Source organism: Pseudomonas fluorescens Q2-87 (genome assembly GCF_000281895.1).
Taxonomy (GTDB): Bacteria; Pseudomonadota; Gammaproteobacteria; order Pseudomonadales; family Pseudomonadaceae; genus Aquipseudomonas; species Aquipseudomonas fluorescens_S.
Genome location: NZ_CM001558.1, coordinates 1,624,889 through 1,647,206, shown reverse-complemented (window position 1 = coordinate 1,647,206; position 22,318 = coordinate 1,624,889). Strand labels below are relative to the sequence as shown.

The 22,318-nt window shown below is 61.9% G+C and carries 22 protein-coding genes; 6 read left to right on the top strand and 16 right to left on the bottom strand.

Annotation, left to right across the window (positions count from 1 at the left end; translation table 11 throughout):
• Nucleotides 1–26: 26 nt before the first annotated feature.
• Nucleotides 27–2,273: a DNA internalization-related competence protein ComEC/Rec2 gene (locus PFLQ2_RS20175; protein ID WP_003179351.1), complete on the bottom strand. Its 2,247-nt coding sequence runs from the start codon at nucleotides 2,271–2,273 to the stop codon at nucleotides 27–29.
• 145 nt (nucleotides 2,274–2,418) lie between these two features.
• Here PFLQ2_RS20175 and PFLQ2_RS20180 point away from each other — a divergent pair, with 145 nt between their 5' ends.
• On the top strand, nucleotides 2,419–2,934 hold the full coding sequence (locus PFLQ2_RS20180) for a DUF2062 domain-containing protein (RefSeq protein WP_003179350.1): 516 nt from the start codon (nucleotides 2,419–2,421) through the stop codon (nucleotides 2,932–2,934).
• A 103-nt stretch (nucleotides 2,935–3,037) separates the two neighbouring features.
• Here PFLQ2_RS20180 and PFLQ2_RS20185 read toward each other — a convergent pair whose 3' ends face one another.
• From PFLQ2_RS20185 to PFLQ2_RS20195, 3 genes are all read right to left on the bottom strand, one after another.
• A complete protein-coding gene (locus PFLQ2_RS20185; protein ID WP_003179348.1) occupies nucleotides 3,038–3,817 on the bottom strand; it encodes an ABC transporter permease in 780 nt (259 codons plus the stop codon).
• A complete protein-coding gene (locus tag PFLQ2_RS20190; RefSeq protein WP_003179346.1) occupies nucleotides 3,814–4,746 on the bottom strand; it encodes an ABC transporter ATP-binding protein in 933 nt (310 codons plus the stop codon). Before PFLQ2_RS20190 ends, PFLQ2_RS20185 begins: the two co-directional genes overlap by 4 nt.
• Before the next feature lie 135 nt (nucleotides 4,747–4,881).
• A complete protein-coding gene (locus PFLQ2_RS20195) occupies nucleotides 4,882–5,505 on the bottom strand; it encodes a glutathione S-transferase family protein (protein WP_003179344.1) in 624 nt (207 codons plus the stop codon).
• Nucleotides 5,506–5,920: 415 nt separating this feature from the next.
• Between PFLQ2_RS20195 and PFLQ2_RS20200 the strand changes: the two genes are divergently transcribed.
• From PFLQ2_RS20200 to PFLQ2_RS20220, 5 genes are all read left to right on the top strand, one after another.
• Nucleotides 5,921–8,368 (top strand): acyl-CoA dehydrogenase, encoded by a 2,448-nt coding sequence (locus tag PFLQ2_RS20200; RefSeq protein WP_003179342.1) that lies wholly within the window; start codon nucleotides 5,921–5,923, stop codon nucleotides 8,366–8,368.
• Between the two features lie 89 nt (nucleotides 8,369–8,457).
• Nucleotides 8,458–8,865: a PA2817 family protein gene (locus PFLQ2_RS20205; protein WP_003179340.1), complete on the top strand. Its 408-nt coding sequence runs from the start codon at nucleotides 8,458–8,460 to the stop codon at nucleotides 8,863–8,865.
• Nucleotides 8,866–9,364: 499 nt separating this feature from the next.
• Nucleotides 9,365–10,588: a type II and III secretion system protein family protein gene (locus PFLQ2_RS20210; protein WP_003179338.1), complete on the top strand. Its 1,224-nt coding sequence runs from the start codon at nucleotides 9,365–9,367 to the stop codon at nucleotides 10,586–10,588.
• A 56-nt stretch (nucleotides 10,589–10,644) separates the two neighbouring features.
• A complete protein-coding gene (locus PFLQ2_RS20215; protein WP_033045945.1) occupies nucleotides 10,645–11,355 on the top strand; it encodes a tetratricopeptide repeat protein in 711 nt (236 codons plus the stop codon).
• 22 nt (nucleotides 11,356–11,377) lie between these two features.
• The gene (locus PFLQ2_RS20220; protein ID WP_003179335.1) at nucleotides 11,378–11,647 is read left to right on the top strand and encodes a DUF3613 domain-containing protein; all 270 of its coding nucleotides are present in this window, start codon (nucleotides 11,378–11,380) and stop codon (nucleotides 11,645–11,647) included.
• A 381-nt stretch (nucleotides 11,648–12,028) separates the two neighbouring features.
• Here PFLQ2_RS20220 and PFLQ2_RS20225 read toward each other — a convergent pair whose 3' ends face one another.
• The 12 genes from PFLQ2_RS20225 to PFLQ2_RS20280 form a co-directional block, all read right to left on the bottom strand.
• On the bottom strand, nucleotides 12,029–12,994 hold the full coding sequence (locus PFLQ2_RS20225; RefSeq protein WP_003179334.1) for a type II secretion system F family protein: 966 nt from the start codon (nucleotides 12,992–12,994) through the stop codon (nucleotides 12,029–12,031).
• A 27-nt stretch (nucleotides 12,995–13,021) separates the two neighbouring features.
• Complete coding sequence (locus PFLQ2_RS20230) at nucleotides 13,022–14,008, bottom strand: type II secretion system F family protein (protein ID WP_003179332.1); 987 nt, start codon at nucleotides 14,006–14,008, stop codon at nucleotides 13,022–13,024.
• Complete coding sequence (locus PFLQ2_RS20235; RefSeq protein ID WP_003179330.1) at nucleotides 14,005–15,444, bottom strand: CpaF family protein; 1,440 nt, start codon at nucleotides 15,442–15,444, stop codon at nucleotides 14,005–14,007. Before PFLQ2_RS20235 ends, PFLQ2_RS20230 begins: the two co-directional genes overlap by 4 nt.
• A gap of 3 nt (nucleotides 15,445–15,447) precedes the next feature.
• Nucleotides 15,448–16,668 carry an AAA family ATPase gene (locus tag PFLQ2_RS20240; protein WP_003179327.1) on the bottom strand — a complete coding sequence of 407 codons (1,221 nt, stop codon included), beginning with the start codon at nucleotides 16,666–16,668 and terminating at the stop codon, nucleotides 15,448–15,450.
• Nucleotides 16,662–17,156: a TadE family protein gene (locus PFLQ2_RS20245; protein WP_003179326.1), complete on the bottom strand. Its 495-nt coding sequence runs from the start codon at nucleotides 17,154–17,156 to the stop codon at nucleotides 16,662–16,664. Before PFLQ2_RS20245 ends, PFLQ2_RS20240 begins: the two co-directional genes overlap by 7 nt.
• Entirely contained in the window at nucleotides 17,156–17,638 is a 483-nt protein-coding gene (locus PFLQ2_RS20250; protein WP_003179324.1) for a TadE/TadG family type IV pilus assembly protein, read from the bottom strand. The genes PFLQ2_RS20245 and PFLQ2_RS20250 overlap by 1 nt, the downstream gene beginning before the upstream one ends.
• Before the next feature lie 8 nt (nucleotides 17,639–17,646).
• Complete coding sequence (locus tag PFLQ2_RS20255) at nucleotides 17,647–18,981, bottom strand: TadE/TadG family type IV pilus assembly protein (protein ID WP_003179323.1); 1,335 nt, start codon at nucleotides 18,979–18,981, stop codon at nucleotides 17,647–17,649.
• A 73-nt stretch (nucleotides 18,982–19,054) separates the two neighbouring features.
• Nucleotides 19,055–19,870, bottom strand: coding sequence for a Flp pilus assembly protein CpaB (gene cpaB, locus PFLQ2_RS20260; protein WP_003179321.1), 816 nt, complete (start codon nucleotides 19,868–19,870; stop codon nucleotides 19,055–19,057).
• Nucleotides 19,871–19,885: 15 nt separating this feature from the next.
• On the bottom strand, nucleotides 19,886–21,214 hold the full coding sequence (locus PFLQ2_RS20265) for an ATPase AAA (RefSeq protein WP_003179320.1): 1,329 nt from the start codon (nucleotides 21,212–21,214) through the stop codon (nucleotides 19,886–19,888).
• Between the two features lie 2 nt (nucleotides 21,215–21,216).
• A complete protein-coding gene (locus PFLQ2_RS20270; protein ID WP_003179318.1) occupies nucleotides 21,217–21,747 on the bottom strand; it encodes an A24 family peptidase in 531 nt (176 codons plus the stop codon).
• A gap of 27 nt (nucleotides 21,748–21,774) precedes the next feature.
• Nucleotides 21,775–21,966 (bottom strand): Flp family type IVb pilin, encoded by a 192-nt coding sequence (locus tag PFLQ2_RS20275; protein ID WP_003179317.1) that lies wholly within the window; start codon nucleotides 21,964–21,966, stop codon nucleotides 21,775–21,777.
• A 156-nt stretch (nucleotides 21,967–22,122) separates the two neighbouring features.
• Nucleotides 22,123–22,317: a Flp family type IVb pilin gene (locus PFLQ2_RS20280; protein WP_003179316.1), complete on the bottom strand. Its 195-nt coding sequence runs from the start codon at nucleotides 22,315–22,317 to the stop codon at nucleotides 22,123–22,125.
• Nucleotide 22,318 lies beyond the last annotated feature (1 nt).

Here is a 22,318-nt window from a genome sequence, read left to right as displayed (position 1 = left end):
CAAGCGCCTCGCTCGGTTGAGCTGGATCAATGTTGCAGCGCCGGCCCGGCGGGCGGCGGGTCGCGCCAGTAGCGCCGCTGCCCGGCCTGGGTGCTCGGCGGCTCGAAGGCGCCCAGTTGCAGACGAATGGCGCCCAGTTCGGCGCTGTCATAAATCGCCACGCCAGACCAGCGATACCGCGCCATCACCTGCGGATGGGGGTGACCGAAGGCGTTGCCCTGCCCCCGGGAAATCAACACCGAATGAGGCTTGAGGCGCGACAACAGCGCCATCGACGACGAACTGCGGCTGCCGTGATGAGGCGCGGCCAGCCATTGGGTTTGCACCGCCAAGGGCCCGTCCAGCAGGGCGCGCTCGGCACGGGTGTCGATATCGCCGGTCAGCAGCAAGCGTTCGCCGCCTGCGTCCACCTGCAGGACGCAGGATTTCTGGTTGCTTTCCAGGGCTGATGGCCATTGCCACAACTCGAACCCGACCCCGTCCCATTCCCAACGCTCGCCGCTGTTGCAGGGTCCGGCGTTCAACTCGTCGGGCAGCGCGTCAGGATCGCCACTGATCACCCGTAACGTTGGCAGCCCATTGCGCACGGCGCGGGCACCGCCGGCGTGATCGGCGTCCGCATGGCTGAGCAACATCAGGTCCAGACCACGCACGCCCAGCTTGCGCAAGGTGGGCAGCACGATGCGTTCGCCCACGTCGGCGTCGCCGAAACGCGGCCCGGCGTCGTAAAGCAAGACGTGATGACGGGTGCGTACCAGCACCGCCAGCCCCTGGCCCACGTCCAATTGCCAGACTTCGGCGTGTCCTGGCGGGACGTCTTCTCGCGGTGGAAATACCATCAGCAGCATCATCGGCCAGCCCAGCAAGCGCAGCGGCACGCCGTTGGGAAGCAGCAGCAAAAAAGCCCCAAGGGCGGCGATGACCAGGGCCCACGGCGGCCCCGCAACGGGGACCCAGGCGGGCATGCGCCCGGCAATCAGCGCGAGCCCCTGGAACAGCAGATCGATCAGCCCACCAGCGATCCACAGCAACCCTTGCCCAATGAACGGCACGGGCAACAACACCGTGCCAAGCAGTGCCGACGGCAGCACCAACAGGCTGATCCAGGGCACCGCAAACAGATTCACCAGCGGCCCGCTGAGGCTGACGGGCAAGCCCAGGATCAACAACAACGGACACAGACCGACCGCAACCAGCCATTGGGCACGGGTCCAGGTTTGCCACCAGCGCCAGGGCCCCAGGCGAGCGCCGAAGGTGAATATCAAGATAGCGACGGCGGCGAACGACAGCCAGAACCCCGGTCGCAGGCTGGCGAGCGGATCGAACACCAACACCCCAACGAAAGCCAGCAACCAGGCCCACCATGGGTCCGGATGCTTGAAGCGCAAACGCCACAACAGCACCAGGCCGATCATCGTACAGGCCCGCCGCACCGGCACTTCGAAGCCGGCAAGCAAGCCGTAGCCCAGTGCCGCGATGAAGGCCAGCGCACAGGCCCAAGGCAACCACGGCAGCGCCCCCGGCCACACGCAAAAACGTGCCGCACCCGCGACCATCAGGTAAACCAGCCCGGCGAGCAGACCGATGTGCTGCCCGGAGATCACCAGTAAATGAACGGTGCCGGTGTCTTGCAGTACTTGCCAGTCCTCGCGACTCAAACCAGCGCCATCGCCCAGGACCAACGCCGCCAGCGCCCCGGAACGGCCTTGGGCGTCGACCTGCGCGAGTGCCTGTCGGATACCGTCGCGCCACGCGCCTCGGGCCGGTTGCAGCAGTTGGCCAGCCTTGATCGTACCGGTCGCGCCAACGCCCCGGCTCAACAGCCAGGCTTCATAGTCGAAGCCATGGGGATTCAACAACCCGGCGGGCCGCTTGAGTTTTACCGCCAAGCGCCATCGCTCGCCGCTGCTGACAGGTGGCCCCCCAAACCAGGCCAGGCGCATCGATGCCGGCAGCCGGGTGCGACGCGACCGGGCATCGGCCAGCTCGAAGCGCACCACGCCATCGCTGTGTTGCGGCAAGCCGACGACGCGTCCTTCGACCCAACGGGTTTCTCCATCCAACGTGGCAGGCAGCCGGTCGTCCAGAGCCTGCTGCGCCGACAGGCACGCCCAAGCCAACCCGAACAGGAAAAAACCCAGCGGGTAGGCTCGAAACGGCACCATCATCAGCGCCAGCACCGGCATGGCTGCAACGAGCCATAACGGCGGCAGCGCCGGAAAAAAAACCGGGGCCAACAGCCCCAGTGCAAGCGCGACCAACCCTGTGCGCATAAACCCATCCTTGAGCGTCCTTTCTCTAGGCTTAGCCGGTCTCGGGCACCGTGGGCGTTATCAATTGTCACAAAGTCTGAATCTGCCGGCCGTAGAATCCGGACATACTTGCCGCTTTATTGCTTTGAACCGACCGAGAAGCCATATGCCCCGGCGCCTATTCAAACGCTACATGCCAGACCCAGAGAGCATCCGGGAACATAAATCCTTACGTTTTCTCGGCACCCTGCTGCACGATCCCAACCTTTGGCACCTCAATCGGCACTCAGTGGCCCGGGCAATGGCCGTTGGCCTGTTTGCCGCGTTCCTGCCCATCCCCCTGCAAATGTTATTGGCCGCCGCCCTTGCCATCGCGGTGCGTGGCAACATGCCGATCGCGGTGAGCCTGGTCTGGCTGACCAACCCGATCACCATGCCGGCGGTGTTTTTCTGCACCTACCAGACCGGTGCCTGGCTGATGGACGTGCCGGCCCGCACGCTGCCGGAAGAATTGACCTGGGAATGGATCAGCGGCCAGTTGTCGACTTTGTGGCAGCCGTTCCTGCTGGGCTCGGTGGTGACTGGCCTGGTTCTCGGCGCCCTCGCCTACTTCGTCACCATGAGTTACTGGCGCTGGTGGGTAGCGCGGCAATGGCGGCGGCGCAAGAAAAGCCGGATGTGAGATACAAAAAGGCCCCCGATAATGGAGGCCATTTGCGCTGTCCTGGCTGGCGCCATCGCGAGCAAGCTCGCTCTCACAGGGGTTCTGCAATAGGCACAGCGTGTCAGGTACGCATCCCCCGCCCACTCACCAGCAGCCGCGCGCAGCTGACATAAAGCACCACAGTCGCCACCAGCATGAAGGTGATCGCAATGCTGATCTTGATATCCGACACCCCGAGGATGCCATAGCGGAAGGCGTTGACCATGTGCAGCACCGGGTTGGCCAAGGACACGGTCTGCCAGAAAGGTGGCAGCAGCGAGATCGAGTAGAACACTCCGCCCAGGTAGGTCAATGGCGTGAGCACGAATGTTGGGATGATCGAGATGTCGTCGAAGTTGCGCGCGAACACGGCATTGATGAAGCCCAGCAGCGAAAAAATCGTGGCCGTGAGCACTACCACCAGTATCGTCACCCCCAGGTGATGCACCTGCAAGTGGGTAAAGAACAACGATAGCAACGTCACGATCAGGCCCACGGCCAAGCCGCGCAACACGCCGCCCAGGGTGTAGCCGATGAGGATCGTATGGGGCGAGACCGGCGAAACCATCAGTTCTTCGATGGAACGCTGGAACTTGCTGCCGAAGAAACTCGACACCACGTTGCCGTAGGCGTTGGTGATCACCGACATCATGATCAGCCCCGGCACGATGTAGTCCATGTACGTGAAGCCACCCATGTCGCCGATTTGCCGGCCGATCAGGTTGCCAAAGATCACAAAGTACAAAACCATGGTGATGGCCGGCGGTAGCAGGGTCTGCGGCCAGATCCGCATGAAACGCCGGACTTCACGGTAAACAATGGTATTGAGGGCGATGAGGTTGGGTCGTAGTTCGGAACTCATACCGCCACCTTCGCCAGATTTTTCTCCACCAAAGACACGAACAACTCCTCGAGGCGATTGGTCTTGTTGCGCAGGCTCTGCACTTCGATGTTCTGCAGGGCCAGTTGCGTGAACAAGCCGGTGATGCCGACGGCTTTGTCCACCTGCACTTCCAAGGTATGACCGTCCAGCAGGCGGGCCGGATAGCCGATGAGCTGGGGCGCCACTGCCAGGCCGTTTTTCAGGTCCAGCAAAAAGGTTTCCACATGCAACTGGCTGAGCAACTGGCGCATGCTGGTGTTCTCGACGATGGTGCCATGGTCGATGATGCCGATGTTGCGGCACAGCTGTTCGGCCTCTTCCAGGTAATGCGTGGTGAGGATGATGGTGATGCCTTTCTGGTTCAGCTCGGTCAGGAAGGTCCACATCGAACGACGCAGTTCGATGTCCACGCCTGCGGTCGGCTCGTCGAGGATCAGCAAACGCGGCTCGTGCACCAGGGCGCGGGCGATCATCAAACGGCGCTTCATGCCGCCGGACAATGAACGGGACGGCACGTCACGCTTGTCCCACAAGCCCAGCTGGGTCAGGTACTGCTCGGCACGCTCATTGGCGATCTTCGGCGGGATGCCGTAGTAACCGGCCTGGGTCACGACGATGTCGAAGGTCTTTTCAAACTGGTTGAAGTTGAATTCCTGAGGGACCACGCCGATGCAGCGCTTGAGGGCGGCAGGCTCGCGGTCCAGGTCATGGCCGAAGATATTCACCGTGCCGCTGGTCTTGTTCACCAACGTTGAAAGAATGCCGATGGTGGTGGACTTGCCGGCGCCGTTGGGGCCAAGCAAGGCGAAAAAATCACCTTCGGCGACGTCCAGATCGATACCACTCAAGGCCTGGAAACCGTTGCCGTAGGTTTTGGTTAACTGCCGGATGGACAGAGCGGAACTCATATCGGATTACGCACCAAGAAGGGAAAGAAGAAAAATTGGATAAGGGCGGGCGGCGAGCAATACAACCACGGCGCACGAAGGCAATGGTGCTTGGCGTCGCCGCACAAGTACAGTCAAGTGTGTCGATAGTAAGTATTAAGTCAACGCGGTCATGACCGCTTTGCGATACGCCGGGCGCTGCTGCAACCGCGTGTACCAGGCCTGGACGTTCGGCAGCGCGGCACGCTGGATAGGCATCTCGAACCAGGCATAAATGAAACTGCCCAGGGGAATGTCGCCCAGGCCGATTTCCTTACCCGAGAGGTAAGGATGCTCGCCCAGGGCCTGCTCCGCCATTGCCAGCAAGCTTTCGCATTCCTTGATCGCCGCCTCGATGGCGGCCCAGTCCTGCTGCTCGGCCGGGGTGCGCAAGACGCCCCAGAACACAGTGCGAAACGGGCCAGCAAAGCTGGACGTGGTCCAGTCCATCCATTTTTCCGCGTTGGCACGGGCCTGGGCATCCGTGGGGTACCAGGCCGAACCCGACGCATGACGGGCCAGCAGGTAACGCACAATGGTATTGGACTCCCAGAGCACGAAGCCGTCGTCTTCGATCATCGGCACGCGGCCGTTGGGGTTCTTCGCCCGGTACTCGGGGGTGTCCACCACACCGAACGCACCGCCCGCATCGATGGCCTCATAGGCCAGCCCCAACTCTTCGGCGCACCACAACGCCTTGCGCACATTCGACGAATTTTTCCGACCCCAGATCTTCAGCATCACGGCTTCCTCGATGGATAAATGCCGCAGCAGCATACGCCGGATCAGGCTCGACTCAAATCGTCGCGCGGGGCGACATGTGGCGAGGGCGCTTGCTCCCGCTAGGCTGCGCAGCGGCCCCAGCTTTATGCGGTTGCTGCGCAACCGAGCGGGAGCAAGCTCCCTCGCCACAGGACATCGGTTCGCAAATTGCTGAGTCTATCCACAGCGCTGGCCCGGCAATAACGACATTTCGGCCAAACAATGGCGTTTTCTCACGCTATCAACGAACGATTTCCCACGGCTGTTGCCAACCAGACTGGCGCAATGCACCCAGGATTTCCCACGAAACCTGTCCCATCGCGCCGACCGCCGGTTTTGCAGAGGCCGTCTACGCTCTGAAGGTCGGTTTGCCCTGGTTCACGGAGGATTACATATGCTGTTGTTGTGGTTACTGGTACTGATCATCGGGATCGCCTGGCTGGCGCATCGGCGCACCGACCCGCTGCCCGCGCTGGGCATCGTCGCGGTCTACCTGCTGGCCATGGGCATCTTCAGCCACGCGCCCGGCTGGCTGATGCTGGTTCTCTGGGTCGTGCTCGCCGCCGTCGCGGCCCCGCTGCTGCTACCGGACCTGCGGCGCCGGTATTTCAGTGCGCCGATGTTCGACTGGTTCCAGAAAACCCTCCCCCCCATGTCCCAGACCGAGCGCGACGCCATCGACGCCGGCACGGTGTGGTGGGACGGTGAACTGTTCAGCGGGCGTCCGGACTGGGACACGCTGCTGGCCTACCCCAAGGTCAGACTGACCGAAGAGGAGCAAGCGTTTCTCGACGGCCCCACCGAGGAGCTCTGCGCGATGGTCACCGACTGGCAGATCGGCCAGGCCATGGACTTGCCGCCCGAAGCCTGGGCGCACATCAAGGCCCATGGTTTCTTCGCCTTGATCATTCCCAAGGAATACGGCGGCAAGGGATTCTCCGCCTATGCCCACTCCCAAGTGGCGATGAAGCTGGCCACCCGCAGCGGCGACCTGGCGTCCACCGTGATGGTGCCCAACTCCCTCGGCCCGGCGGAACTGCTGCTGCACTATGGCACCGATGAACAACGTGACCACTACCTGCCGCGCCTGGCCCGCGGCGACGATATCCCCTGCTTCGCCCTGACCGGGCCGCTGGCCGGCTCCGACGCCGGGGCGATGCCCGACACCGGCATCATCTGCAAGGGTGAATGGCAAGGCCAGCAAACCTTGGGCCTGCGCCTGAATTGGGAAAAGCGCTACATCACCCTCGGCCCGGTAGCGACCCTGCTGGGCCTGGCTTTCAAGGCCTATGACCCCGACCATTTGCTGGGCGATGAAGAAGACCTGGGCATCAGTCTCGCGCTGATTCCCACCGACACCCCCGGCGTCCACATCGGTCGCCGTCACCTGCCCCTCGGCGCCGCTTTCATGAACGGACCGAATTGGGGCAAGGACGTATTCATTCCCCTGGACTTCCTCATCGGCGGCCAGGCGATGCTCGGCAAGGGCTGGATGATGCTGATGAATTGCCTGTCGGTCGGGCGCTCGATTTCCTTGCCGGCAGTCGGCACGGGTGCGGCGAAGTTCACCAGCCTGGTGACTGGCCAGTACGCCCAGGTGCGCGAACAGTTCAACGTGCCGCTCTCGGCATTCGAGGGCATCCAGGAAGCCATGGCGCGTATCGGTGGCAACGCCTGGATGATGGACGCGGCACGCATGCTGACCGCCAACGCGGTGGACCTGGGGGAAAAACCTTCGGTGTTGTCCGCCATTCTCAAGTACCACCTGACCGAGCGTGGCCGAGAGTGCATCAGCCACGCCATGGACGTGCATGGCGGCAAGGGCATCATCATGGGCCCGAACAATTACCTGGGGCGCAGCTGGCAAGGTGCGCCGATCTTCATCACCGTGGAAGGCGCGAATATCCTGTCGCGCAACCTGATGATCTTTGGCCAGGGGGCCATTCGCTGCCATCCATTCGTGCTCAAGGAAATGGCCCTGGCAACCCGCGACGACAAGGACCAGGCACTGCTGGAATTCGACGGATTGCTGCTCAAGCACATTGGCTTTGCCATCAGCAACGCCGCCAGCACCTTGGTGCTCAACCTGGGCCTGGGGCGTTTCGAACGAACTCCCGGCAATGCCTTGAGCCAGGGTTATTTCCGCGCGCTCAACCGACAGGCAGCAGCATTCGCCCTGCTGGCGGACCTGAGCATGATGTTGCTGGGAGGCGAGCTCAAACGCCGTGAACGGTTGTCGGCACGCCTGGGTGATGTATTGAGCAACCTGTACCTGGCATCCGCGGCGCTCAAGCGCTACCACGACCTCGACTCCCCGGACCACATGGCGCCATTGTTCACCTGGGCCATGGAAGAAAGCCTGGGCCAGTCGGAGCGTGCACTGGATGAATTGCTGGGCAACTTCCCGAACCGCGTACTCGGTTGCCTGTTGCGCTTGGTGGTATTCCCCTTCGGTCGTCGCCATAAAGGCCCGAGCGACAGGCTGGACGCCGAGGTGGCGGCGGTCATCGGTCGAACCAAGGGCGACCCGACCCTCGAAGAATTATTGCAGGGCTGTTATCGCCCGCAATCGGCCGACGACCCGGTGGGCGCGCTGCAACACGCCAGTGACCTGCTGGCCGCCGCCCAACCACTGCACAAAAAGCTGCACATCGCGCTCAAGCAAGGCCAACTCAATCCGGCGCCCGGTGAGCATCTTATCGACGCAGCCTTGGAAGCCGGCGTGCTGCAAGCCGGTGAAGCGCAGACCCTGCGTGCGGCCGAAGCGGCGCGACGCAAGGTCATCGACGTGGATGACTTCGATAAGCAAGAGCTGACGCTGGCGCAAGGCAAGGTCCGTTGATCCTGACGGACAGGTACGCCGGTCAGCTATAAAAGCGGGCGCAAGGGCTTTATACTCCTGCGCCCGTTTTGCTCTTGAGGACTTATCTCGTGTCCAACATCGTTGCCGATCACCTTGTCTTGCTGGACCACTTGCGCAGCATCCTGGTCGCCGTGGGTGAGGCCGAGCAGGTTCCCGAAGAAAGCCATGCCCTGTTCCTGGAGCGCTTCGACGAGCTGCGAGCGCAGCTCCCCGTCGATCCGATCGAAAGCCAATACTTGGGCCAGGACCTCCTGTGCCAGGTCATCGTGCGTTATCCGCAGATCGCCCACCTGGTGCCTCGCGACCTGCTCTGGTACTTCGCCGGTGATTGCCTGCATTACATGCCGGACGAGGAAATCGCCTTGTACCAGGCCCTGGAAGAGCGTCGTTTCGAAGCGGAACAGAACGACGAGCCGTTCGACTGGAACCAGGAGAAGCAATTGCTGGCGATGTCGGACCAAGACAGCAAGCACTGATTGCGATCAATCATCCGAAGGCCCGTACGGTTAACCCGACGGGCCTTTTTTTATGGTGTTGTCAAAATTTGTATTCGCGGCTCTCCGGTATGCAATTCAACCCTCGCCATGCTGGATAAGACATTTTTTTGACGGTCACAATTTCCGGAATTCTCCTAACGTCAGTTTTTAGACAGAAATTTCACATTACGAATGGCGCTTTGCTATGGGTGGTCTACCGTCAGGAGGAAGAGATCGGGCGGTTGATTTGACCGTCCGGGAGGTGACCCGATGGCCGCTTCTCACTCTGGCTGGAAACCCGGATATCAGGGTTTCGAAAATGCTTCGAAAGCGCCTGATGATCAGTCCCGTCGGTGTGATGTGCCTGCTTGCGTACAGCCAGGCCTGTCGCTGACGCCTCTGGGGTGGTCAGGTGAAATGAAAAGGGGTGGCCCGGGCCCCGAAAAGTGATCCGTGGCAGCTCGTTAGCCAAGAATGGCCCATCTGTCGAGGATCACTTATGTCTAATCGTACCGTGCCCGCATTAAAACAATTAATCCATGGCATGTTCTGGATGGGCCTCGGCCTGAATGCCGCTCAGGCCGCGACGGCCAATTGTTCCCAACTGGAAAACCTGCCGGCGACCTTCGAGGTCGGCCAGGGCCTGCAGAACGAATTGCGCATCCTTGCTCCCGTGACGAAGTTGGCGGTGGGCGACCCGAAAATTGCCGATGTGCAGCCCAGCGGCAGCGATTCATTCATCCTCACGGGCCTGATGCCCGGGGCCACCAGCCTGATGGTCTGGACGGATTGTTCGAAAACCCCGCGCCAGAGCATGGTCTTCGTCAAAGGCAGGGCCACCGCAGCGCTGACCAGCGTGGCCAGCGGGCCTTCCGAGGACCCGATGCTGCTTGCCCAGGTGCAGACCGATATCCGCTTCGTTGAAGTCAGCCGGACCAAGCTCAAGGAAGCCTCGACGTCGATTTTCGGCAGTCGCGGTAACTTCCTGTTCGGTGCGCCGAGAACCTTGCCCACAGTTGGCGGTATTGTCCGGCCCTCATTGCCGGTCAATAACGATATGTTCAATCTGTCGTTTGCCACCGGCAAGACGCTGTTGATGATCAACGCGCTGGAGGGCAGCGGCTTTGCCTATACCCTGGCGCGCCCCAGCCTGGTGGCTCTCAGCGGGCAGAGTGCAAGTTTCCTGGCCGGCGGCGAGGTGCCGATCCCGGTGCCCAGTGCCGGCAGCGATAACGTCTCCATCGAGTACAAGGAGTTCGGCATCCGCCTGACCCTGACACCCACCGTCATCGGCAAAAACCGCATAGCGCTGAAGGTCGCCCCGGAAGTCAGCGAACTGGACTTCACCAACGCGGTGAACATTGCCGGGACTCTGGTTCCGGCCCTCACGGTACGCCGTACCGATACCAGCATCGCGTTGGCCGATGGCGAAAGCTTCGTCATCAGTGGCCTGATCAGCACACGCAATAGCTCTCAAGTGAACAAGTTTCCGGGGCTGGGCGACATTCCGATCCTCGGCGCGTTCTTTCGCGACAATTCCATCAACCGCGAGGAACGCGAGTTGCTGATGATCGTCACGCCACACCTGGTCCAACCCCTGGCCGCCGATGCGCAACTGCCGACACTGCCGGGTGAGCAACTGCGCAACTACGACCCGAATTTCTACCGCATGTACTTCCTCGAACATGGCGAGTTCGACAACCGCAGCGGGCTCTCGCAATGAGCCGGCCGCTGAAGTTCAACGTGCCGACCCTTCCACCTGGTACCGGGGGATACTCAATGAAAGCGGTGATTGCGATAACGGCAGCGCTGATGCTCGCCGGCTGCGCCAGCAATGGTGTGGCTTCACGCTCGGCCAGTTGCGCCAAGCCCGAGGCTGATCAGGAGCTGGCGCTGAACCTGGCTGACGACATGGCCAACGAAGGGCGTTTATACGCGAGCCTGGCGAACCTCGAGCGCCTGCCCAATGACCTTGTCCAGGTGCGCCTGCGCAAGGCTCGGGTGCTGCGCCTGATGGGGCGTAACGAGGCCGAACCCTTGTATAAAAGCTTGCTCGGGACTTGCCTGGCGTCCGATGGCGAGCATGGCCTGGGCCAGTTGGCCGCCGCCAGGAACGATAACGCCAGCGCCACGGAACACCTCGAACGCGCAGCGAAAATGGCGCCGACTGAAGGCAAGGTCCGCAACGATCTGGGGGTCGTCTACCTCAACCAACGGCGCATTGCCGAAGCCCGCTTCGAGTTCATGACCGCCATGGAACTGCAGCAGTCTGACACGCTGGCAGCGCTCAATATGGTGACGCTGCTGATTTATCAGGATAACTGGAAGCAGGCTGCCGAACTGGCGAACATGAGCAAGCTCACCCCCCAACAAGTGGCAGATGCCCAGGCCCGCGCGGAAAAAATCAGGGGCTCGGCCAACAAAGCAGTGACGTCCCAAGCGAACCGCCTGAACGAGGTCGTCGATGCCTCATCCAGTGCGGTCAAGTAGAGCGTTACGAGGAGTCCTAGAGATGAAAATCCAACAGTTGATGATCATGGGCATGGCTTGCCTGTCCGCCACCGCCTGGGCGATTGACCCAGGCCCCTCCTCGGCAGCACAGCAAGGCACCGAAAGCTGGATGCAGCTGCAGATACGGGGCGTCGTAGCGTCCACCAACCTGCAAACCGCCTCGGCCGCCGAACGCGAGATGGCCATGCAGCGCTGGCTCAACAGCTTCAACTACCCGATCCCGGAATTCTTTGACCAGGATTCGGGGGGAGAAATCACCAGCAGTAAATGAGCCTGGGCTAGAAGCAAAAAGATCGCAGCCTTCCCCAGCGCCTACTTCAGATTCCAAGTAGGCGCTGGGGAAGGCTGCGATCTTTTGGTTTGGGCACATCAAGTGCTTTTTTGCTTGGGGATTGGCGTAGCAGCAATACCGGTGGCGAGGGAGCTTGCTCCCGTTCGGGTGCGCAGCAGCCGCAGAAAGCCAGGGTCCGCTGCGCGGCCCAGCGGGAGCAAGCTCCCTCGCCACAAGGGCGGGTGTCTGGCTGGGGATTGGTATCACCACAATAACCGTGGCGAGGGAGCTTGCTCCCGCTCGGGTGCGCAGCAGCCGCAAAAAAAACAGGGCCGCTACGCGGCCCAGAGGGAATGCTTTTTAAGTCTCGGGCAGGCCTTTCTACATATTCCCGAAGGCCCTGAACACGCCGATCATTGCAGGGCCGATGGCAACCAGGAAGAAGCTTGGCCACAGGCAGAAAATCAGCGGGAAGATCAGCTTGGTGCCGATTTTAGCGCCCATTTCTTCGGCCGCCTGGGTGCGCCGGTCACGGAATTCATCAGCATAGATTCGCAGGGTGTCGGCCACGCTGGTGCCGAAGCGAATGCTCTGCGCCAACAGGCTGACCAAACCCTGGATATCTTCCAGTCCGGTGCGCACGGCCAGTTGCTTGAGGGCCTCGGTACTGGTAATCCCGGCGCGGATCTGCGCGTTCACCAGGGCCAATTCTTCAGCCAGCTCAACCTGGCTGACCAACATCTCTTCCGCCACCCGCTCAATGGTGGTGGGCAGGGCCAGGCCCGATTCGACACACACCACCATCAAGTCCAGAGCATCGGGAAAGGCAGCCCGCAGCCGGCCCTGCCGTGCCTGTTTACGCTTGCCGACATAGATTGCCGGCAGCAGCCAGCCGACGCCCGCCATCAGGGTGACCGCCAACAGCACGAAGACGCCGGAGACTTTGATCATCGGCACCAGCAACACCGAAACGCCGAGCAGCGACAGCGGCAACATCAGGCGCACGGCCCAATAAATCTGCACCGCCGAAGCGGAGCGATAACCGGCGTGGATGAGCAAAGTCTGGGTCGCGGACGTCCGGGCCGGATCGGTCGAGGCGAAACGCTGGCCGACGCGCTCCAGCAGCAGTTGCAGGTTACCCGGCGCGTCCTGCCCCGACGTGCTGCCGGAATACCCTCGCTTGATCAGCGCCAGGCGCCGTTGCACCGGGTCTTGCAGGCCCAGCATCAGCAAAAGCACGGCCACTACCGCCAGCACCGTACTGAGACCGATCACAATGATGAACAACAGGCGCGCCACTTCCTCGTTCCCGGTGAATCGACTGAACAACCCGAGCAGAAAATCCATGACCGATACCTCACGGCAAGACAGCGTTTAAACCTGGATCCGGATGATTTTTCGTATCCAGAGAATTCCGATCAACATGGCGCAGAACGCTCCGATGATCAGCTTGTGGCCGATGGGATCATTGATCAGCACCGGCATGTAGCTGGGGCTTGTGAGGATGATCGCGATGGCCAGCACAAAGGGGATCGCCACCAGCACCCAGGCCGACATCCGCCCCTCGGCCGACAACGTGCGGACCTTGCGCTGGAAGCGAAAGCGTCCACGGATCAAGCGGCTCAGGCGTTCGAGCACTTCGGTCAGGTTGCCGCCGGTTTCGCGGTGGATGAGGATCGACGTCACCAGCATCATCACCGTCATGCTCGGCATGCGCTCCAACAACCCGAGCATGGCCCGGCGCACATCGTTGCCGTAGTTGATGTCGGCGAAGGTCATGCCGAACTCATGGGCGACCGGTCCCTTGTGCTCCTCGGCAACCAGGCGCAGGGTTTCGTTGAATGGGTGACCGGCGCGCAGGGCCCGACACATGGCATCCAGCGCGTCCGGCAAACCTTCCTCGAACGCGGCGAAACGCTTGCTGCGGTCGCGCAGGATTTTCAGCACCGGCAGCCAGGTGAACGCAAACGCCGCCGCCAACGCCAGCCACCAGAGCGGCGAAACCATCAGCACCAAGGCCCCCGCCGCCACACCCAGGGCCAGGCCCAGCAGCATCACCCGATAGGCGCGGTATTCGTGACCGGCCTGCTCGATCAGTTGTGTCAGGTTGGCCATGAACGGCAGCTGTTCGAGCCTGGCTTCCAGGGGCGACAGGCGCGTCAGGTATTTCTGCCGCAACACGGTTTGCATGTTGGGCAGATGGTTGGCCTTCTCCAGCACATGCAGGCGCCCACGAATACGCTTGCGCATCTTGCCAGCCTCGCCGAACACCGGCACCACCACGCCCTGGGAGAGCAGGAAGACCGCAATGAACACCATGCCAAGGAAAATCAGGATGAACTCGCCGGGAATATTGTTCATGACTGCCGAGCCTCCATCCATTCAGGGCGGAACAGGGTCAACGGCAATTCGATGCCGCGCTTGGCCAGCACATCGCGGAAGGCCGGGATCATGCCGCTGGGCCGATAATCGCCAAGCACCTCGCCATGTTCACCGATGCCATGGCGCGTGAAAGAGAAAATCTCGGTCATGGTGATGATCTCTCCTTCCATCCCGTTGATCTCTTGCATGCTGACCACACGACGCTTGCCGTCTTCTTGACGCTCCAGCTGAATCACCACATCGATGGCCGAGGCAATTTGTTGACGCATGGCCTTGATCGGAAATGTCGCGCCGGTCATCGACACCATGTTCTCGATTCGACCCAGCGCATCCCGCGCGGTGTTGGCGTGGATGGTGGTCAGGGAACCATCGTGACCGGTGTTCATGGCGGTGAGCATGTCCAGTGCCTCGGCGCCGCGCACCTCGCCAATGACAATGCGGTCCGGGCGCATCCGCAAGCTGTTGCGCACCAGTTCGCGCTGGCTCACCTCGCCGCGTCCCTCGATGTTCGACGGCCGGGTTTCCAGACGCACCACGTGAGGTTGTTGCAGTTGCAGTTCGGCCGAATCCTCGATGGTGACGATTCGTTCGTTATGGGGAATGAAGCTGGACAGCACATTGAGCATGGTGGTCTTGCCGCTGCCGGTCCCGCCCGAAATCAGCACATTCAGGCGCCCGCGGACGATGGCCTTGAGCAGCAAGGCGATGGCCGGGGTCATGGTGCCCACCTGGATCAAGCTGTCGGTGTTGAGCAGGTCCACGGCAAAACGCCGGATCGACATGCTCGGACCGTCGATGGCCAGCGGCGGAATGATCGCGTTGACCCGCGAGCCATCCTTGAGCCGGGCGTCCACCAGCGGCGACGACTCATCGATGCGCCGCCCCAGGCTGGAGACGATGCGGTCGATGATGTTCAGCAAATGCTGGTCATCGCGAAAGCGCACGTCGGTCCTTTGCAGCTTGCCGAAGCGCTCGACATACACCGAGGCAAACCCGTTGACCAGGATGTCCGACACGCTATGGTCGGCCAGCAGCGGTTCCAGTGGACCCAGTCCAAGGACTTCGTCGGTGATCTGCTTGATGATCAACTGGCGGCTGGCGGAACTCACCGGCGCCGAATGTTCATCCAGAAGCCGCTGGCAAATGTCGCGGATCTGCCGCGTGGCCTCGACTTGCTCAAGGGCATCGAGCAAGGACAGGTCCATGACCTTGAGCAACTGCTGGTAGATTTTTTCCCGCCACTCGGCTTCGACCGGGGTGACCTGGCTGCGGGTTTCGTAGAGCACATCGGGGATCGCCTGTTCCCAAGGCATCAATACTTCTGCCGTGTCCGCCTGGCTGTCGCCTTGCTGGGCAGTCGTAGGGCCGGGTTTACCGGGCTGTTTGCGCAAGCGGTTGCGGAAGTCGCTGATCATGGGTCATCCCCCGAAGAAACGGTTGAAGGCGCGTTTGAACAGGCCTTTGTCTTTGGCCATCTGGTGACCGACCAGGTCTTCGGTCAAATCGCGCAGGGCGGTGGTAATCGCCGCCTTCGGCGCATGCAGCCCCAACGGCACGCCAGTGTTCTGACTCTGGCTGACCAGGTTGAAGTCATTGGGTAGTTTGGACAGGTTCACGCAACGCAGGGCCTCACCGATGTCCTTGAGGCTGATGGCGGCCGACTTGTCATAGCGGTTGACCACAATCTGCAACTGGTCGCCGCGCACACCCAAGTCTTCGCGAAGAATCCGCACCAGGGCGCTGGCATCGCGCAGGTGGCTGACGCTCTGCTGCACCACCACGTAGACCCGGTCCACTTGTTCCAGAACAGTACCGGTGAGGTGGTCGATCTGGCGCGGCAGGTCCACCACCACCCAGTCGTAACTGGCGCGGGCCAGTTGCAACAGGGTGTCGAGCTGTTCGGGCTGGGCGTCCTGGGGCAGGCACAGTTCACCGCCCCGGCCACCCAACACATGCAGGGTGGGACTGAAGTGGCTGCAGAAACCTCGCAGCGCGATGCTGTCCAGGTCGTCGACTTGCTGCAGCACTTCCAGGTGACTGTGGGTCTGGGCCACGTCCAGGTAATGGGTCACGCTGCCAAACTGCAGGTCCATGTCCAACAACAGGGTACTGCCCGCCCGGGCGCTGAGCTGCTGGGCCAGGTTGCACGCCAGCAGCGTCCCGCCGGAACCGCCCTTGGCACTGACCACGGCGATCAGCTTGCCTTCGGCGCCATTGCCGAGGCGAACCTCTGTCACCAGGCGATTCAGGGCGGCCACCAATTCTGTTTCGGCGAACGGTTCGGGCAGTACGTCACGGGCACCGGCCTGCATCGCCAGGCGCATGCCTTCCTGCTCGCCGAGCAGACCGCACACCAGCATCGGTGGACGCTCATGGGCCGGACGCTGGAGCAACGCCGCCAGCTCTTCGCGCCACAGGTGGCTGACCCGCAACAGCAACAGGTCGGGCATCCGATCCAGGCCGTAGAGCGGATCGACATGTCCATTGCTGACCAGGCGGGTGCTGACTTCCAGGCACGGCATGCGCTGGCAGACGCATTGCAGGTCGCGCAGGGACGAGGCGTCACGGCTGCTGATCAGTAACCGCAGCCCGGCTTTGCCGGTGGCGGTCGGTAGTACGGTTTCCCTGGTATTCAGCATGGTGTGATCTCCGCGGAATCGGAATGACGGCCGAGGCTTTCGCGCGGCAGGGTGGCCCTGAAGACCGGCAAGGTAATGGGCACGCCAAACCCGGGAATGAACAGGTTGAACACGAAGCCCTGCACGCTCAGCCGGACGTAGCGAATGGCTCGGAAGCCGGTGGTGCTGGCCGTGTCGGCGGGGTTCGCCACCACGGCACCGTTGACATCCAGGTACGTCAGCGCCAGGTTCGAGGTGGCCAGGCTGCTGATGAGTTGGCTGGTCCCCGCGTCTGTCGCGGCGTTGAAAATGGCCCGGCGCAGCACCACCGGATCGCTGATGTTGCACACTGCCGCCAGGCGCGCACCGCGGCGCGCGGCCTCGTCCAGCGCGTTGGCGGTGAAGTACAGCCGGCCCATTTCCACCACGCCGAACAGCAGGATGAAAACCAGCAGGCCGACGAAGGAAAACTCCACGATGTACGTACCGCGCATGTATTTGTTGTTCATCACAGCGCCCTCATGACGGTGCTCGCGACCAACTGGATGCCCAGCGGTATGGCGTTGCCGAAGAACCCCGGAATCGACCCGGTGCAATTGCCTGCGCCAATCACCGGGCAGAAGGTGTAGGTAATGGTGACGCGTACATGGTCGGTGCCCACGGCGACGACTTGCACGTTTGCCGTGGTCAAGCCCGACACCACGGCGCTGCCGGTGGCGCTGGGCACGCCATACACGGCGAGATTTTTCGTCTGGGTCTGGAGCGTGCTGCTCAAGGCGACGGTGCCAAGGGTCGAGTTCCAGGCCTGGCTGGCAACGAAACGGTCGGCATCACGACTGGCCTGCAGCAACACGTTGTACTGGTAGAGCATGCGGCCGAACTCGCCGAACGCCAGCAACAGCAGCAGCAACATCGGCAGCACCAGGGTGAATTCCACCAGCGCTACGCCTCGCTGGGCGTGCGGTGGCTTGAATGATGGGGCATGTCTCATGACGCCTCCTACGAGTCGGTGCTCGGAGTGCCGCTGCCGTTGAGATAGGTTTTGTAGAGTTGGATGATCTGCGGGCCGGAATCACTGGAGGGCGTAGGGCCAGGCACGTTGTCGCCTTCGCATTCCTGGACGAACTGGCCAAAGATCAGGGAGTCCGAGCCTCCGCCGTCGACCGGCTGCACGACGAAATAACAACCGAACCCCAGCACCGGAATCGACGTTGAGCCGCCCTGCTTGCCGGTGCAATTGCCAATCACTATCTTCAACATCCGGCGCTCGAAAACCCCGTTGCTCTGGCAACCGCTGGCGCCCCCCGCCACACAGGCGGCGACCTTGGTTCGCCAGTCGTTGTAATCCTGAATCGCCTCGCCGCCGGCCGAGAGATCGCCGTTGCTCGACGTGACGGGCTTGCCTTTGTATTGCGCCTGGGAAAGCGCATCGTTGTAGGTCAACGCCGGCGTGCTCGACGTAGTGACAATATCCGGTGGATAGTCCGACGCGCTGACCGGGCCGTTGTAGATGCCGAAGCGCGTGTTCAAGCCTTGGGAGGTCGGCCCGGCTTTGTTGCCCGGCGAAGTCTGGACGTTGTCGCCGACGCTGCGACAGACCGAGCCACCACCCGCCAGGTCTTCTCGGACCGCACTGCCACCGGAGCCGAAATCGAGCAACTGGAAATTGCCCGGCCCAATGGGTGATGAGTTCCCCGCAGCCGTCTTCAAGACCCTAAGATCACCAAAGTGATATCCCCAGAAGTTGCCCGCGGTCGGGTTGTACTGGGTCGGATCACCGCAAACCATGAGCGGTGCCAGGTCACAAGGCGAGGTCGGGCTGGGCCCCGCCGTGGCAATCGCTGCCACTCTCTTGTTGCCCAGGCCGGCACTGCCCATCGTCTGCACGAAGCTCCAGAAAAAACCGCTCAGCTGATAGCTGGACACCGATACCCGGACGTACTTGGCGTCCGTCGGGCCGGGGTAGGAGAACGGGCCATAGACGCTGTTGGACAGCTCCACCACGGCAAACGCGCCTGGGTTGCCGGCGACCGCCGTCGACAACTCATTGTTGCCCGAGGCTTGGGCATTTTTGTTCAGCGTGTCCAGGGCCGCCGCGCGGGTCGTGCTGGCCATGTTGATGCCGCCGGCGACTTGGCTCAGGGTCTTGGCGCCGCCAAGGGCTGCCGCATCCACTGCGTTCTGCAGGCGCGTCTTGTTCAGCAGCATGTGCCCACCATCCAGGGCCAATGCCGCCATCATGGAAATCGCCACCAACGCGATCACCATCAATACACTCACTGCCCCTTCCTGGCGCCGAGGTACAGCCAAAGGCTGCCGAATACTGGGGTTCATTGTCTCGTCCTCGTTGACTGCCGTAGAGGAGCGGTATCGCCTTAATCACAGGGCCAGGTGTTGTGGATATTTGTCAGCGCAGGCTGATCACGCTTTTTTCGATGCCGCGGATCACCGTGACCGAGCCGCCGTCCTGCGCCTTGGCGAACCGTTGCACGGGCCGTGGCACCACAGCGGCAGCGACCGCCATGACCGGTGCGGCTGGCGTTGGCGCGGCCACTACGGCTTTTTTCTCCAGGTTCAATGGGTTGCGCAGTGCCAGTTGCAGCTTGCCTTCGGTTTGCGCAGTGACCAGCGCTTCCGCTTCAGTGGCGGACATCTCCAGCGTCACCGCCCGCACCACCACCGGTTGGGTCTTGTCGGTCCCTGCCGTCTGGTCGACCGCCAGCACGCGCAGGTTTTCAAGGATGGTCCGCGACACGGCGCTGTTGCTGCCGGCCGTAGTGGTCTTGGTCGCCAGCACATCGACCCGGTTACCCGGCAACAGGAAACCGCCCACCCCGACCACATCGTCCACCCGAACTGAAATGGCGCGCTTGTCGGGAGCGATCAACGAAGCCAGGGTGCTGCCGCCCAGGTGTTCACTCAACCGCGCACCGCGCACGATGTCGCCACGCAGGATGTCGAACGTGGCGATCTTGCCCACGGCTTGCTCGCTGGAATCGAAGGCGTCGTCCGGAATCGTGTCCATGGGCATGCGAACGGTGGTGACTTGCTGGGCCTCGACCATCTGCCCGAAAGGAATTTCCACCGTGGCCACCACCACGCTTCGCAAGTGGTCGTCAGGCGTGGCGTTGAGTCGTGCGCTCAGCCAGGAGTCCGCCATCCATGCGGCACCAAGGCCCATTACCAGGGAAACGCCAATCAGCGAAAGCGTACGAGAGCTCATGTCGATATCTCCGAATCAAAGGAAGTCGAGCTGGACGAAGTAGTTGTGCCACGCCCAGTCCAGCTCTTGCGGCAATAAGGGTCCGGCACCGCCGAGGTAACGCTGGCGGTCGAGCGCCATGTTCAGCAGGTCACGGGGATGGCATGGCACCAGCGGCATGCCTTCGCTGGCATACAGCCGCTGCAGCACATAGCGCACCAGCAGCGGGTCATGGGCGAGGCCCAGGCGTTCGCATTCCTGGCGCCAGATGCGTTCATATTCTTCGGGCTTGAGGTAACCGAACTGCACCTTGTAGCCAATGCGCCGCAGGAAGGCCTCGTCGGCCAGTTCCAGGGGATTGAGGTTGGTGGAAAACACCAGGACCAGATCGAACGGCAGCTCACAGTGACGGCCGCCGCCCAGGTTGATGAAGTCGCGCTTCTCTTCCATGGGCACGATCCAGCGATTGAGCAACTCGGCCGGGGCCATGCGCTGGCGGCCCATGTCATCGATGATGAACAGGCCATTGCTGGCCTTGAGTTGCAAGGCGGCCTGGTACTGGCGCGTGAAGGGGTCGTAGCGCACGTCCAATTGCTCCATGCTCAACTCGCCGCCCGTGATGACAATGGGGCGCTTGCAGCACAGCAGCCGACGGTCGATGCCTTCATTGAGCATGAGGTTGTTCGATTGGCTGTTGTCATCCAGGCGCTGGTGCACCTGCGGGTCGTAGATTTCGATCACCGACTCGTTGATGACAATGGCATGGGGTACCCATATGGCCTCGGCGAACAGGCGGATCAACCGGCTGCTGACGTAGGTCTTGCCGGTACCCGCCGGGCCATAAATCATGATTGCCCGCCCGGAATTGAGCGCCACGCCCAACTGGTCGAGCATGCCCTGGCTCAGCACCAGCCCCGCCAAGGCCTGATGCATGTCCTTGGCAGTGATGCGGCCATGGTGAATGGTCTGGATCTTGATCAGCGAGCGATAGGTGCTCACCGGAAAAGGCGCCGCGCCGATGTAGCCGCTACGGGCCAGGGCATCACGGGCGAAACTGCGACCGCGCTCGGTCAGGCCGTAGCGCAGCGCCTGCACACTCGCCTGCCCGATCTGGCCGAGCACTTCGACGCGACCGTCCTTGCGCAGGAACGTCAGGACTTCTTCGAGCACCGCGCCGGTCAGCGCCAGGCGCTCCACCAGCCGTGACATGTCCAGCACGCCGGCCTCGTGCAGGTGTTTGCACACCAACTCGCCAAGGAAACTGTCGGTCAGGCCGGTGTCGCGGATGCAGGCAGGCTGGGGCGCCAGGCGTTGCACCGCTTCGCGCTCGCTGGGGTAGGCATCGCTATCGTTGATGACGTGCATGACTAGACTCCCCATCCACCGGCAATCAACTGCCAGTAGACGCTGTTCAAGGTGCCGATCAGGATCGCAATCGAATAAGGAAAAGGTTTGCCGGCCACTTCATCCGAAGTAGGCGCGAGATAGGCCTGGGCGCGCACAATCAGCCAGTAGCGCCCGAGGGTCTGTAGCAGCTGCCCGCGGGCCAACACGATCAGGAAGCCGCACACGCCGCCGGCAATCAAGCTGAAAAGCGCGGCCCACAGTGCGTAATGAAAGGGTAGGAAACTGCCGACCATGGTCATCAGCTTGACGTCGCCGGCCGCCATGCCGCCTACCGCATACATGGGCAGGAACAGTGCGAAACAGATCAGCATTCCCAGCAGGCTGTCGCCCAGTCCATTGACCCCGCCGGTATAAACCTGGCCGGCCAATCCCAGGGCGATGCCCAACAGGACGAGTGTATTGGGGATGCGGTGGCGACGCAGATCGCTCACCACCGCGACACCCAGCAGTCCTAGCAGCAGTAATGTGGACACTAGCAATTCCATGGACATGGCGCGTCTCCTTATTGGGGATATTGGTTAGCAGACAGCGTTGTTGACGACGGCGCAGAGCGCGCGGATCTTGGTATCCACGGCGCCGCCCAGCAGCACGAATGCCGCCGCCACCAGCACCGTGATCAAGCCACCCGCCACCGCGTATTCGACGATGGTCAGGCCGTCTTCATCTTTGGCGAACTGGCAGATGGAAGTTCTTAGGGTGAGAAGAGTCATTTCATGTACCTCACGCTTATCGGTTGTACCGCCACGAACGGGGGTTGGAGGGGACAGCGTGAAGTCCGTTTGATTTATCCGTTGTACTCACAGCTAAAGAGTCGCAAGCGGTTATTCCTTTAAAAGTACCGTGCCCCCTACCGCAGGCTCTCGCTGTCAGCAGGCCACGTTGCCATTGACGGCCTGGCAGAGCGCGCGGATCTTGGTATTCACCGCACCGCCCAGCAGAACGAACGCTGCGGCCACCAACACGGTGATCAACCCACCCGCCACGGCGTATTCCACGATGGTCAGCCCGTCTTCATCTTTGGCGAACTTCACTGCCGAAGCCTTGATTGTTTGCAGATTCATT